Here is a 14507-nt window from a genome sequence, read left to right as displayed (position 1 = left end):
GTGATCGACATTGTGTTATAATTATGCAGTTTCGAGTGCGTCTTCTTGGATTTGTAGGACGTAGAACGTGACGAACACCATCGTTATGAGGATCATGACGACCGATAGCGCGGAGGCGTATCCGACGTTACCCTGGTTGATACCGGCTTGATAAATGTACGTTGCCAGTACTCGCGTGGAGTTCGCTGGACCTCCTCCAGTGAGTGCGAAGACGATAGAGAACGTCCGGAACGCGAACATCGACATGATCACGAGGGCGATAGCCGCCTGCGGTTTCAGGTGCGGGATCGTGATGTGACGGAACTTCTGGAAGAAGTTTGCACCGTCCACCCTCGCAGCTTCATAGAGGTCGTCAGGAATCGTTTGGAGACCCGCCAAGAGGAGGATTGCCGCGAACGGGGCACGTGCCCAGGCGTCCACGACGACGACCGAGATGAAGGCCAGCGATGGATCCGAAACGAACCCGAGCTTCGTCGAAATCACTCCAGCTTCTATCAAAAGCGAATTGACAATCCCGTAGTCGGCGTGGAGCATGAATCGCCAGATGAGGCCAGTAACGACGAGTGGGACTGCCCACGCGAGCAGGATGAGCACAGTGAATGTGCTCCTCACACGTTTCGATGCGACCTGGTTGATCGCGAGAGCCGCTGTAAGGCCCAGAACGAACGCGAGCGACACTGACCCTATCACATACATGACAGAGTGTTGGAGGGAAAGATAGAACATGGGATCTTGGAATATCGCCACGTAGTTCTCGAGACCGACGAACACGTCGGACCCCCATGTCCGAGCTTCGTGAACGCTCGACCACAGCAGGTAGCTCGAAGGGAGCAGTACCAGCGTGCCCAACACGAACAACGGTGGCGTGAGCACAAAGAGCATGAAGTGGTCATTGATGAATTCCCGTATTGGACCGATCTCGCCCGTTTCTTCCCCGCTGAAGCGGCCGAAAGCCCCCTCGCGGACGAAGTTTATTAGTTCTCTTGTAGTCATTTTATTTATACTTTATTTTTTAAATTTAATTTTAGTTATTCTCTATAAATTGGGTCTGATGCAGAACTGCGCAGATCGCAATCGATCGGTTCTGCATCCCAGTAGTACCGAACTCAGTTCTGCTCAAGAATGCTGTCGACCTCCGACTGCGCCGAGTCGAGAGCCTCTTGAGGGGATTTCTGCCCGAGCCACGCTTCCTGAAGTTGCGTGACCAGTGAATCGTATGTCTCGATCTGGTTGGGCCACAGTTCTACCTTCGCCGTTTCGCCGATTCGCTGGGCCGTTTCTTTATATTGTGCATCGGAGAGCAGTTCGTGTTCCCACGCCATCGTGTTGGCCGGGTAGTTCCCTTCCTGATCGTACTCCTGTGCGCTGGCGATAGCACTGCGTCCGCCATCCATGAACACCATCCCGGCGCGCTTCTTTTCGGGAGGTGCGAAGCGGTTGATCGCCAAGAAGTCGGTATTCATGTAGCTAACGTGCTCGCCGTTCTCTCCTCGTGGGAGGAGCGCAATATCGTACTGATCGGTGTCTTCGCCCCATTCTTCTCGGGCGAGTCCCATAAGCCCGATACTACCGCCGAATCCAGCGAGGTTGCCACCGAGGAAGAGGTCCGAGGGACCGCCTTCACCGTACTGCATTACATCCGGAAGGAGACCGTCAGCGATCATCTGGCTCTGCCATTCCAGCGTGGTTACAGCCGCATCGTTATTAACGACTACTGTCCCGTCATCCTGGACAAAACTACCGCCTCTCGACCACGTTTGGCGAAGGAAGGGGTAAACAGGGTACCGATTACCGCTCCCGTACCAGACCCAACCGTGGTAGTCGCCGCTGTGTGAATCTGCCTCTTCACACACTTCTCGAATGTCTGCCCAGGTAGCACTGTCGTAGAAATCAGCGTCAAATCCTAGCTCTTGGAGGACGGTAGGGTTGTAATTAAGTCCATGGGCTTCAGAAATCGCCACGCTGATGTACGTATGCTCCCCGTCGAGTGATTGGTCGACATCCGTAGTGAGCTGGTCCTGAAAGTACGGCGGGAACAGTTCATACGCTTCCTCTGTCCAGAGATTATCAACGGGCTCTAGCCATCCCTGGGACACGAAGTCCATGAAGAATTCCTGTGAAATCTGCAGGACGGCCGGGCTTTCCGACTGAGAGGAAAGCAGTGTCCGCATTTTTGAGACGGCATCTGCCGATGGAACCGTAACAGGTGTCGACGTAATCCCCGTTTTCTCGTTGAAGTAGTCCTCGAACCAGCCCGTCGCGGGATCGTTCTCCATTCCGCCCAGATTCATGCGGTCGAACCCGTTGGCGACCGCCTCGTCGTCGTACTCTGGAGGTGTCCACTCTGCACCACTGATACGATCTTGGACTGGATCTGGGGAGTTGATGTCGAGACTCCAGTCACCGAGCGTCCCCGACGGACCTTCTGATTCGCTTCCGGAACCGCCAATACATCCCGCGAGGGATGCTGCGCCGGTTACGGAGGCGACTTTCAATACGTTTCGTCGAGACATATCACGGTCTGATACCATACACCATGGTCGTTATCACAGTAGAATATAAATGTTGGGTATTAAGTGATTTTCTCCTACACTATAATCACAGCAAATGATCAGTCAGCTGAGGAGGTAATCCGGTTCTGGAATTCAAACTGGGGGGCACCGTCGCGACTGGTGAGACCGCCGTCGTCGCACGGGAGGAGCAAGCCACCGCCGCGAGGCCAAAGGCGGTGTTCTGCCGAATCGAGCGAGCGATAGCACTTGAAACACGCGTGGACGAGGCGATCGAACCGGTGGTCTGGAGGAACGCGAGTAGACCGATTGAGGTCTCACCCCTTCTCACCGATGGTACGAGAGAAATTTGTTCGGAGTGACCTTCGAGGAGAAGGAGGAGCGAGGACATCAGTACTGTTCTACATCGTTCTCAGATCTCTCTTGGGCTATCGCGAACGGGTAATCACCTCTCTCCGTACTTATCACCAATAGTCGCCGCGCAGTCGGGCGGCTTCGGTTATGAGAACTTCGTGTTGAGCTCGATGATGTTCGCAGCCCGCTGGACGCTGTCCGCGAGATCGCCATGAAGACGCTCATCAGTGACTCGACTCGACGGTCCCGTGACGCTGATGGCACCAAGTACGGTCTCTCCATTCCTGACCGGTGCGGCGACACATCGCAATCCCTCGATGTTTTCCTCGTCGTCGATAGCGTACTCACGTTCCTCGATGCGGTCGAGTTCCTCATACAGTTTCTCCGGAGTGGTGATCGTCTCGGACGTTTTCGCCTCGAGGTCTACCGACTGGACGATCTTCTCTGCCCGCTCCGCCGGTAGGTACGCGAGGATCGATTTCCCGAGTGACGTCGAGTACATCGGCTGTTGCATACCCGCGTGCGATATCGTCTCGACAGCCTGCTCGCCAGCCGATTTGTATAGATACGACACTTTTCCGTGCTCCTCAACACCGAAATGCCCAATCTCACCCGTCTCCTCAGCCAGTTCGTCGAGTTCGCTCTTGATTATGTCGTAGTTGCCGATCTGACTTCGAACATCCTTCGCCATATCAAGGATTTTGAGACTGAGCCGGTAACCGTCGACCTCCTTGACAAGCAGTTTCTGCTCTTCGAGTGTCTTGAGGTGACTGTAGATGGTACTCTTCGAGTGATCCAGTTCCTCTGCGATCTCGGTAACCCCAATTTGGCCGCGATTTTGGATAACTTCGATGATACTGAAAGCGATCTCTACCGACTGTATCCGTCGGCCGCGACGTTCTTCGATTGGGTTTGCCATATGTATGCGAATTATCTCCCAGGTACATAAGAATGTTCCCGAGGTGGGAACAAAATGCTGGAGGGAGAATGGAACAGTTCTACTGCGTTCCATTTCCAATACGATAACAATTCTCCGCTATATTACGAAAAATCCTGATGTTCCAACTCGTATCATTCTATCGGGCTGAGCAACGCTTCCGTATTACATGTTCCCCACTGACGAACCTACGCTCAGAACCCGGGATACGCCGGAAAGGAGCTGAATTATTCTTATCCGCGATGGCAACAATAGAATATTCGGGACCAACTGCAACCAAATTACAAACGTGAGGATGTAAGGATATTTCGTTGGAGTTACAACCATAGTGTTGTAATTATTCTCCGTAAGGGAACTAGTAGACTCATCTATAATATGTAATATCTATGCTCGCTTGGTTGCTCCTGAAAGAGAGAGAGAGAGAGAGAGAGAGATGATTTTAGTCACCGAATTTACTCTTATCAATCGTTCAACTGGGAAATCACTAGAAGAACAACTCGATCGAAGGAAGTATTGAGAGTAATACCTTCCGTACTTACAGGCCGATTTTTGAGATGGACTCGAATAGTCCGAGCAGGCGCATTACATACATATATATGTAAATTGGTGTTCGGAATCGATATTTCCCCGTTCACCGGGCCACCGCGAGTACTTTCGACTCGCTTGGCAGGCGCTCCACCTACTCGAGCTCGTACTCGACGGCGCTGTACGCGAGGATATCAGTGATGTCCTGACCTTCAATACTCTCCAGACTCTCGAGTCCGAGGACGATCAAAAGCGGGTAGAAGTCACGCAGCTTTTGGAGATCGTAGTTTTCGGTGCGCATGCATTCGTAGCTGGCCTCCCGAAAGGCCAGTTCGATCTCGTTCCGGAGCCCGTCGGGGAGGTAGATCGTCAGGTTCTCCCACTCCTCTTTGACGTTCGTGACGTCGACCGGCTCGTAGTCGTCCTCCGTGTTCACCCAGAACTTCGCGTATTCCGCATCGTCGGTCCCGGTGTCGTCGTTCGATCGGTCGGTTTCGTCGGTCATCGGTAGACAGCACCTCGGTCGTCCGTCCGCTGTCCGTGATTCGATCGGCGTCGAAGTACTGCTAGTCGTACCATCAATACACCGTTGCCGAGAGAGGCGCTTATAAGTTTGGTCCGCAAGTCCGAACGGCGATCGAACGAGCGGTCTTTCCCGGAGACCGTAGTATTATAACCCATGAATCGATTTCGTACTAACTGTATGGAGCACACGGAGGAGCGATAGAATGCAGTCCGATAGCGCATCACTCGTCGACGACCTCACGCTCGAGGAGAAGATCGATCTCGTCCACGGGTCTCTCGATCCGAACGGGAAGGCGACCGGCTACGTGCCCGGTAACGATCGGGTCGGCATTCCCGAACTGACGATGGTCGACGGCCCCCTCGGCGTACGAGCACTGGGCGAGCAGGCCACCGCGTTCCCCTCGTCGATCGCACTCGCGTCCTCGTGGGACTCGAGCGTGGCCCGATCGTTCGGTACCGCACTCGGCCGAGAAGCCGCCGCACACGATCAGGACGTCGTGCTCGGACCGGGCGTCAACATCATTCGGACACCGCACGGGGGACGGAATTTCGAATACTACAGCGAAGATCCGCATCTCACCGCCCGGATGGGCGTCGGGACTATCGACGGGATCCAGTCCGAGGGCGTCGCGGCAATGGTCAAACACTACGTCGCGAACAACCAGGAGACGAACCGCTACGAGGTGAGCGCCGAGGTGAGCGAGCGAGCGTTACGAGAGATTTACTTGCCGGCGTTTCGTGCAGCGGTCGAAGAGGCCGACGTTCTATCGGTGATGACCGCGTACAACCGAGTCAACGGCGTTCACATGAGCGACCACGAACGCCTCCTCTCGGACGTACTGAAAGGCGAGTGGGGGTTCGACGGCCTGGTCGTCTCCGACTGGTGGGGAACCCGGAGCACCGTCGAAGCGGCGCTGGCCGGGCTCGATATCGAGATGCCGGGCGTCGAACTTGAGGCGTATCTCCCAGACGAGGCGGATGACGACGCGGACGGTCCGGACGACGAGGACGGCGAACTGCCGCCCATTCCGGACGTGCCGGCCTACTTCGGTGAGCCGCTTCGGGAAGCCATCGAGTCCGGTGCGGTCGACGAGTCGATCCTCGACGAGAAGATTTCGCGACTACTGCGCCTGATGGAATCGGTCGGCCGCTTCGAGGACGACGAACACGAGGGCGAACTCGACACGCCCGAGCACCGCCAGCTGGCGCGAGAGATCGCGGTCGACGGGACCGTTATGCTGACCAACGACGGCGCGTTGCCCCTCGACGAGAGCGATTCGATCGCGCTAATCGGGCCGAACGCCGACGCCGCCAAACTGGGCGGGGGCGGCTCGTCGGAGGTGTCACCGATCACTGAGACCAGCCCGCACGACGGGCTCGCGGAGCGAGCGGCCGACCTCTCGTTCGAGCGGGGCGTTCCGCCGATCGCCGAATCGTCGTTCTTCGACGATGCGGACGTGGACGAGTCAGTCACCGATGCTGCGGACGCAAGCATCGACGACGCCGTGTCGGCCGCGGAAACCGCCGACTGCGCAGTGATCGTCGCACAGGATAACGCTACGGAGTTCAAAGACCGAGACCACATCGAACTTCCCGGCGACCAGAACGAGCTCATTTCGGCCGTTGCCGAGGGGGCCGACCGGACCGTCGTCGTTCTCCGAACCAGCGGCCCCGTCGAACTCCCCTGGCTCGATGCGGTCGACGCTGTCCTTGAAACCTGGTATCCGGGCCAAGCCGACGGCGAGGCGCTCGCAGCGGTCCTGTTCGGCGACGCCGATCCGGGCGGTCGGCTCCCGGTCACGTTCGGCCGCTCTGCCGTGGACTACCCGACGGCCGACGAAGCGGCCTTCCCCGGCGTAGACGGCGAAGCCCGATACGATGAGGGCGTCTTCGTCGGCTACCGATACTTCGACGATCGCGAGATCGAGCCGCTGTTCCCCTTCGGGCACGGCCTGTCGTACGCGACCGTCAAGTACGACGACGCGACCGTCAGCGAGACCGACGACGGGTACGAGGTCACCGTCGACCTCCGCAACGTTAGCGATCGGATCGGGACGGAGGTCGCCCAGGTGTACGCGCGGAAGTCGGCGGCCCCAGTCGACTGTCCCGACCGCGAACTCGTCGGCTTCGAGAAGGTGACGCTCGAGTCCGGCGAAGAGGCGACAGTGACCGTCTCGCTCGACCGTGACGACTTCGCGTATTACGACGAGACTGACGGCTGGACGATCGCTGACGGACCGAACACTGTGCTCGTCGGCCGCTCCTCGCGGGACGTTCGGGCGACGTTCGACGTAGACGTGTAGAAACGGGCCACCGACCAACCCCGCGCTCGGTCTCGAGCACTCATTGACGGCATCGTTTGTGGCCATGCGTACCCTTTTGCAGTCGAACTGAGTAGCCAGCCCCGTGGCACTGGAAACTATCCTCCTCGCGGTCGGGAATCGCGATGAGACGCGAGTCGAACAGTTGACATCAACCGCGGTCGAGCTCGCCGAGCCGGTCGATGCACTCGTGACGGTCGCGCACGTGGTCCCGGCGGAGTCGGGGACGATCTCGGAGAGCGCATTACCGATCGCCGGGCAGCACCGACCGACCGTACTCTCGGACGACGAATACGACGACGTGCTGGATCGGTCCGAGATCGCCGACGCCGACGGTTCCGACGTCGACGATGCCATCACTCGGCACGAAACCGTCCGGGCAGTCGTCGATCGCTTAGAGAGTTCCGGCGTCACGGCCGAGACGCGCGGTGTGATCGGCGATTCGGGAGAGGCCCTCGTCACGCTCGCGAGGGAGAGCGACGCCGATCGGATCGTTATCGGCGGTCGACACCGGTCGCCGACGGACAAGGTCGTCTTCGGAAGCGTCGCACAGGACGTTCTGCTTTCGGCTCCGTGTCCGGTCACGTTCGTCCGCGACGCCTGACGGGTACGGTATCGAACGGTATCCGGTTCTTCAGCTCCCCTCCCACCTCTAACAGACGTGTTCACCGCAACCGTAATGCTTTACTATAGTTAATGTAAATGTTTTTCTACACGCTGGGTTCGATTACCAGACACACGGACGACACAAAATGTCAGATATGATCAATAGAGCGAGTGCTATCGGCTCGAATAGCTGTTCGAGAAGGCGACGGAACCGACGCCGGAACGGTTCCAATCCGCTCACGGACCGATCGACGCGACAGACACGGACGATTGACCCGATGGCCGACGGAGTGGTGTCGCAATGACGGACCGACAGTCGACTCCGTGGGCGACGATCGCGACGCTCATGCTGGCGGCCACGTTGCCCGCACTCTCGGGTGGAATCGTCAATCCGGTGTTGCCGGCGATCGAAGCGGCGTTCCCGTCGGTGCCAAACGCCGGCGTCCTCGCTCAACTAGTCAGTACATTGACTGGTTTGATTATCGCCATCTTCGCGCCGATCATCGGCGTGCTCGTCGACCGCTACGGCCGAAAGTCCGTCCTAATCGTCTCGATGATTATCTACGGAATCGGGCCCAGTTTGGCCTATTTCCTCGATTCGCTGTACCTGATCCTCGGAACCCGAATCTTCCTCGGGATCGCCGTCGCCGGGATCATGGTGAGCGTCACGACGCTGATCGCGGACTACTTCACGGGCAAGCGCCGAGAGACCGTGATGGGCTGGCAGGGCGCGATGATGCCGTTCGGAGCCGCGGTCGCCATGATCGCCGGCGGTATCATGGCCGACCTCAATTGGCGGACCGTGTTCCTCACCTATCTCATCGCGCTGCTCATGGTCCCGCTCGTCGTCCGCTTCATCGACGAACCCGACGTCGAGACGGCGAGCGATGGCTCTTCGCTGCCGTCACTCACCGAATTGCGTAACATCCTCGGCGAACTCCCCCTCGCGTTCCTGACAGGCGTCTATCTGACCATGTTCATCGGTATGATCGGGTACAACCAGATCAACGTCGAGATTCCGTTCTACCTACAGATGGTCACGTCGGTCAGCGGCACGATGACTGGGATCGCGATCGCAATCGTCTCGATCGTCGCCGGGCTCGTGTCGCTGAACTTCGATCGTATCCGCGAGCGATTCAGTCCCATCTCGATCATCGCCGGCATCTTCGCCGCGACCGGAATCGGATTCATCGTCGCCAGTGTGACCGAGAGTTACTGGATCATCGTCACAGGGATCGTCATCGCGGGCGCCGGACTGATACTGCTTACGCCGACGATAAACTACTGGGTGGCAGCGCGCGTCACCGAGCAGTACCGCGGTCGGGCTCTCAGTGGCGTCACGACGACGCAGTTCCTCGGTATGTTCATCTCACCGATCGCGGCCGAACCGCTGATCGCGCGACTGGGCACCGGCCAGGCGCTGCTGGCGATCGGTGGGCTCGGATTCGCGCTCATGGTCCTCTTCGTTGTCGTGGGGCTCCGACAGCGCTCGAACCCCGGAACAACGCCCGCAACGCAGCCGAACGACTGAGTCCGTGTCAGTAGAGGTGGCATCGAAAATACTCACAGACGCGCACTGATCGATACGACTAATCGAAACGCGGAACGCCGCCGAAGCGGCGGCCGAGCGAGGTCGTCGCCGCTGCCGTCACGGTATCACCCCGCGTTGGTAGCGAACGACTTACGAACAGCCCTGAGAGGGGAATCCCCCAACGTACCATCTACATATCATTCACTGGAATATTATTATATATTTCATATACAAATATAGTGTCTCGATAGGTATCGGTCACGGCATATAATTCTATCTGTAAGGTAATTTTATCATATGGCGCACTTACTTTTGCGAGTTTTAGAATTATATTGGGAGATGTCTCGAAATGGAGTGCAAAAGTACAATAAGCAGCCAGTTCGAATTCGGCGTCGTGATTGATTCCACTTTCGAACCGATTCGGAGCGCTGAGAGCCGGTTTCAGCTACCGAATTGGAGAGAAAGGAGACGCGGATGAACGGACAGTATGTGACGGGAAACACGCTCACGATCCGTCGAACGGCACCTGAAGAGAATAGTATATATTCGTATAGGTAGTGGATAGTATATTATTCCATATGTTTCTCTCGTTCGGTCGATACGTCAGTCCCTGTATCGTCACCCGAACACCACTGACTTCGGAAAAGAAACCTCGCTCGAGCAACCGGGTGCACGGCTCACGACCTCGAGTTCGAGTCAGTTCAATAATTCCGAAACGAACCCCGGGCGTTCGCTCTCGAGTCCACCGGACCAACTCGATGCAGCGATCACACAGTCTCCGTCACAGGGAAGGGGTTATGTCGCCGGCCCAGCCAACGAACACTGGATTCAACAGTGGATTTTATTGTATGCGACGGTCGAAACTACCGATACGCTCAGACGCACCTATGGACGATTCGACACAGCCGCCGCCGATAGACCGGATCACGGCCGCTCTGGACGACGGAAGCCAGGAGAGGGCCGTGACCCATCTCAAGCAGCTCAGACGGGATGATACCGAGCGCCAGAAAACAGTGCTTCGGAAGCTCCGGCAGATCGCCGAAGAACGACCGACTACCCTCGAGCCCGTACTCACGACACTGACGCGGTTTCTGACCGACGAAGAGCGATCGGTCCGTCTGACGACCGCGAAACTGTTCGTCGCCGTTGCCGAGGCCGACCCGAAGGCGGGCTCGGCCGTCGTCTCACCGCTCGCTGACCGGTTGGCCGACGAAGACGAGTTCTATTACGTCCGCGCTCGTTCGGCGGAGGCGCTCGGCTACGTCGCACTGGAGCGTCCGGACTCAGTCGCGTCGCCCGAGGTGCTCGCGGACCTGCGAATTGGCCTCTCGTTCGACGAACCCGAAGTGAGAGAGAAACTGGCGAAAGCGCTCGAATACGTAGCGTTGGGCGACCAGGATCGACTCCGTCATCACGTCGCAGACCTGACTGGGCATCTCACTGACTCGAGCGAACTCGTGCGATATCACCTCTGTACTGCGCTCGTCGTGGTCGGGTGTGAGTATCCGAGTGCGTTGTCCGAGAGTCAGACTGCCTTGGCCGATCGATTAGACGATGAGAGCCCCTATGTACGGGGACGAGCAGCCGAGGCGTTGGGATTGCTTGCCCGGTCGGAATCGGACGAGGCGATACCGGAAATGCCGTCGACAACAGATGACGATGCCGAGCGATTCCTCGTCGACCGAGTCCGCTTTGCGACTGACGGACGCGACGATAGCTCGGTAGGTCCCCCGTCCGACGAAATCGGGACGGTCGAGGCGATCCGGAACGGAACCGAGGCAGTCGTTAGTGAGATAACCGCTCCGGACGGCGACGAGTGTTCCCACTGTGGAGCCTCGCTTCCCGAAGCGGGGCCACCGATGTGTCCGCAATGCGGTGCTCCTCACTGACAGTATCGGGGCAGATTTTAGGCCGACCTAAATAGAAACGGTTTTAATGTTTAGGTGGGCCTAAAGCGGTATGAAAGATGAATTGGGCGAGGTCAAGGTGATAGTTCGCGAGAAACACCTGAAGACCGGAGCAGTAGTTGATAGTGTGTACCACACAGGGTGGTCGGAACTGGTCGGTGATAATGGGAAGTCAACCGGTCAACGACTGTCCGGTTCCACGGAGTTCGGTTCGATCGAATCGGCCGATATACGTCCGCAATGAGCGGAAAAAAGTCGAAGGCCGGAACGGAACGAGTCGCGGCGTCGGCGCTAAACCGAACGCGATTCGGCTGGCTCCTCGATCCGAATCTCGTCATGGTGGTGTTCGGCAGTCTCGCTATCGTATTGGTTGGTGGATTAATTCAGGTGAGCTACGGGGCCTATTCAATGACGGCTACGGAGGCGTGGTATGCGCTATTCAATCCGAACGTGATATTCAATCCGCAGGCCTGGGACGCGTTCTTGCTGGGTGAGGCGATGCCAGAGATGCGGACCGAAAGCCTGATCGTCTGGAATATCCGCCTCCCGCGGGTGTTCGTCGCAGTCCTCGTCGGAATGAATCTCGGGGTCTCGGGGGCGATCTTTCAAGCGGTGACCCGAAACGAACTCGCGAGTCCCTTCATTCTCGGTGTCTCCTCCGGAGCAGGGCTCATGATCCTACTGACGCTCGTCGTGTTCGGGAGTCTGACGGCGTTTCTCCCCCTGATCGCCGCTCTCGGCGGAGCGGGCGCGTTTCTCATCGTCTACGTGATCGCCTGGAAGAACGGGACCTCACCGGTTCGGCTGGTCCTCGCCGGTGTCATCGTCGGGACCGTCTTCGGCTCGCTGCAGACGGCGCTGTTTTTCTTCGCCGACGATATCGGTGTCGTCCAGTCGGCCATCGCGTGGACCACGGGGTCGCTTACCGGAACCGATTGGGAACAGGTTCGACTCATACTCCCGTGGACGTTCGTAGTGGTGTTGCTCTCTATCGCCGGTTCACGCCAAATGAACGTCCTCCTGCTGGGTGAGCAGACGGCGAAGTCCCTGGGAATGTCGATCGAGAAGGTCCGGTTCGCACTGTCGGGCGTCGCCGTCCTCGCGGCAGCGGCGAGCATCGCCGTCGCCGGCATCGTCGGATTCGTCGGACTCATCGTTCCGCATATGGTGCGGAACCTCGTCGGGAGCGACTCGAAGAAACTGATTATCGGCTGCCTGTTCATCGGTCCGGCGCTGATGGTCAGTGCCGACGTGGGCGCACGACTCGCACTGAGTCCCACACAGGTCCCCGTCGGCATCGTCACCGGCCTCCTCGGCGGGCCGTACTTCCTCTATTTGATGCGCAAACAGGAGAACATGGGTGAAATCTGAATGGAATACGACATCGCGGACACGCGACAAACGAGCGACACGGGAGACGCGATCATCGACGAATCGTCGGCCACGGCTGACGGGTCCACTCCGAATACACTCTCCGGATCGGAACTGGTGTTTCGATATTCGAGTTCGGACGAGCCGATCATCGATGGTGAGAGCGAGCGATCGGTGCTCGAGGCGGAACTCGAGACCGACGATGGGCGAGTCTCGCGGCCGTTACAGGTTGAACAGGTGCAATGCCACGGCCTTCAGGCCGTGGATACGCGCCGTCACTTAGCGCCACAATCCACCGACGATAGCACGGCCTGATATTTCACTAGAGACTTAAGAAATCGTGTCTAATTTCAATCGTAATGGTCACGGTGACTGTCACCGCGAAGTTCCATAACCCATCCCTCTCACGGCGGAAAGAGTGGCAACACGCCTCTCGACTCTACCGTGACACCAAGCAGTTCTGCATCGAGGGATGGGAGAACGGCGACTTTGACAAATCCGTGACCACGGCCAGTATCGACAATGACCTCTACTCGGCTATCCAGAACCAAGCTATCCGAGAGGCGAAATCCGACCACAACAAGGACGGAGAGGTTCGCTATCGAGAGAGTCAGCCGTTCGCCGTCAACAACCAGAACTGGGAACTCGACACGACCGACAATGGCGCGGTCATCGTCGGTTTTCCATGCATCTCGCAGTGGTGGTACACGCCGATAGAGGTGTACGACGACATTGCCGACCCTGTAGACCAATTGGTCGAAGGTGACGCAGAGAAGACACGACTTCAAGTGTACCGTCGCGGAGCCGACTGGTATTGTACGTTCAACATCGAGTACGACACCGACACGTCGGGCGAGACACCCATTGGTGTCGATATAGGCGAACGGCACATCCTCGCTGCGACAGCCTATGGTGAGAACGAGTCAATGCTGGTGTCGGGTGGTGAGGCGAAGTACGTTCGACGCAAATATCGTTCCCTACGCGATTCGCTTTCGGAAGCGGGTGCGCTTCGCGCACGTAACCGCGTGGGTAACAAAGAACAGCGTCGAATCAAGGACTTGAACCACAAACTCTCCCGTCGCCTCATCACATTCGCGGAACAGTTCGAGAATCCTGTCATTCGGATGGAAGACCTCAAAGGTATCCGCGAGAACAGTTCGTGGTCAGGTGTCCACTCGTGGCATTTCCACCAACTCCAACAGTTCATCACGTACAAAGCCGAACGTGCTGGCATCCGTGTCGAGATGGTCGATGCATATCATACCAGTCAGGAGTGTTCGGCGTGTGGTTCGATGGGGGCTCGTAATGGTGACTACTTTTCGTGCTCGGAGTGCAATCGTGAACGCCACGCTGACCTGAACGCATCGGAGAATATCGCACAACGGGAGGGTGAACCATGCACGGCGTAGCAGTTCGGCTGTTACCAGAACCCAGTGGGTTCTGGCAGCTAACCAGATTCCACAGGAGTCTGGTGATGACGCGAACCGTGCTACCTCAGTGGTTGAATAGCCAGTCGTCTTTGACGCCCGCTGTATGCGGGGAGGAAGGCCCCATTGACAGGGCTGCACGCGCTGGAAAGGACGTCCTTGGTCACAACTGGACGGCGACCGTCGAAGGGTCACGCGAAAGCGTACTTGAACCCCGAGGAAACGCGCAACCTGAATATCCACTTCGTGGATTCCCGCGTCTTTCGGCGCGGGAGAATGTCAATTCGACTGTTCCGCAGCTCTGGTCTCGGAGTGGAGCACTCGCGGGGAGTTGCTCGCAGCGGAGTGCCTGTCTGCCGATCTGTGGGGCGTGCAGGCGGTGAGATGGACGACCTCTCCGAGTTCTTCGTCGACCCCGCCTCTCACGGAGCGGTCGAGGACGAACAGGTGTTTAGGCTGGCCTAACAATCGGAGGACTTATTATAATTTAGGC

Annotated in this window: 12 protein-coding genes; 8 read left to right on the top strand and 4 right to left on the bottom strand. The window is 57.7% G+C overall.

Translation table 11 applies throughout. The features are described 5' to 3' along the window. Positions 1-21: 21 nt before the first annotated feature. The 4 genes from LDH66_RS20005 to LDH66_RS19990 form a co-directional block, all read right to left on the bottom strand. On the bottom strand, positions 22-993 hold the full coding sequence (locus LDH66_RS20005) for a carbohydrate ABC transporter permease (RefSeq protein ID WP_226482847.1): 972 nt from the start codon (positions 991-993) through the stop codon (positions 22-24). A 113-nt stretch (positions 994-1106) separates the two neighbouring features. After that, positions 1107-2531, bottom strand: a complete 1425-nt coding sequence (locus tag LDH66_RS20000) for an ABC transporter substrate-binding protein (RefSeq protein WP_226482846.1) — start codon at positions 2529-2531, stop codon at positions 1107-1109. Between the two features lie 478 nt (positions 2532-3009). Then, a complete protein-coding gene (locus LDH66_RS19995) occupies positions 3010-3783 on the bottom strand; it encodes an IclR family transcriptional regulator (RefSeq protein WP_226482845.1) in 774 nt (257 codons plus the stop codon). 697 nt (positions 3784-4480) lie between these two features. Further along, entirely contained in the window at positions 4481-4831 is a 351-nt protein-coding gene (locus tag LDH66_RS19990) for a DUF8160 family protein (RefSeq protein WP_226482844.1), read from the bottom strand. A gap of 223 nt (positions 4832-5054) precedes the next feature. Between LDH66_RS19990 and LDH66_RS19985 the strand changes: the two genes are divergently transcribed. The 8 genes from LDH66_RS19985 (at position 5055) to LDH66_RS19950 (ending at position 13996) form a co-directional block, all read left to right on the top strand. Next, positions 5055-7154 carry a beta-glucosidase family protein gene (locus LDH66_RS19985; protein ID WP_226482843.1) on the top strand — a complete coding sequence of 700 codons (2100 nt, stop codon included), beginning with the start codon at positions 5055-5057 and terminating at the stop codon, positions 7152-7154. A 103-nt stretch (positions 7155-7257) separates the two neighbouring features. Further along, entirely contained in the window at positions 7258-7776 is a 519-nt protein-coding gene (locus LDH66_RS19980) for a universal stress protein (protein ID WP_226482842.1), read from the top strand. Positions 7777-8079: 303 nt separating this feature from the next. Next, complete coding sequence (locus LDH66_RS19975; protein WP_226482841.1) at positions 8080-9309, top strand: MFS transporter; 1230 nt, start codon at positions 8080-8082, stop codon at positions 9307-9309. A gap of 887 nt (positions 9310-10196) precedes the next feature. Continuing rightward, positions 10197-11198 carry a HEAT repeat domain-containing protein gene (locus LDH66_RS19970; RefSeq protein ID WP_226482840.1) on the top strand — a complete coding sequence of 334 codons (1002 nt, stop codon included), beginning with the start codon at positions 10197-10199 and terminating at the stop codon, positions 11196-11198. Between the two features lie 70 nt (positions 11199-11268). Further along, positions 11269-11460, top strand: a complete 192-nt coding sequence (locus LDH66_RS19965; protein WP_226482839.1) for a hypothetical protein — start codon at positions 11269-11271, stop codon at positions 11458-11460. Further along, entirely contained in the window at positions 11457-12587 is a 1131-nt protein-coding gene (locus LDH66_RS19960) for a FecCD family ABC transporter permease (RefSeq protein WP_226482838.1), read from the top strand. The genes LDH66_RS19965 and LDH66_RS19960 overlap by 4 nt, the downstream gene beginning before the upstream one ends. Then, positions 12588-12902 (top strand): hypothetical protein, encoded by a 315-nt coding sequence (locus LDH66_RS19955; protein WP_226482837.1) that lies wholly within the window; start codon positions 12588-12590, stop codon positions 12900-12902. Between the two features lie 44 nt (positions 12903-12946). Next, positions 12947-13996 carry an RNA-guided endonuclease InsQ/TnpB family protein gene (locus LDH66_RS19950; protein WP_226482836.1) on the top strand — a complete coding sequence of 350 codons (1050 nt, stop codon included), beginning with the start codon at positions 12947-12949 and terminating at the stop codon, positions 13994-13996. The last annotated feature ends 511 nt before the right edge of the window (positions 13997-14507 follow it).

Source organism: Natrinema amylolyticum, from assembly GCF_020515625.1.
GTDB classification, from domain to species: domain Archaea; phylum Halobacteriota; class Halobacteria; order Halobacteriales; family Natrialbaceae; genus Natrinema; species Natrinema amylolyticum.
Note: the sequence above shows the minus strand (reverse complement) of the source record. Positions and strands in the feature narration are given on the sequence as shown.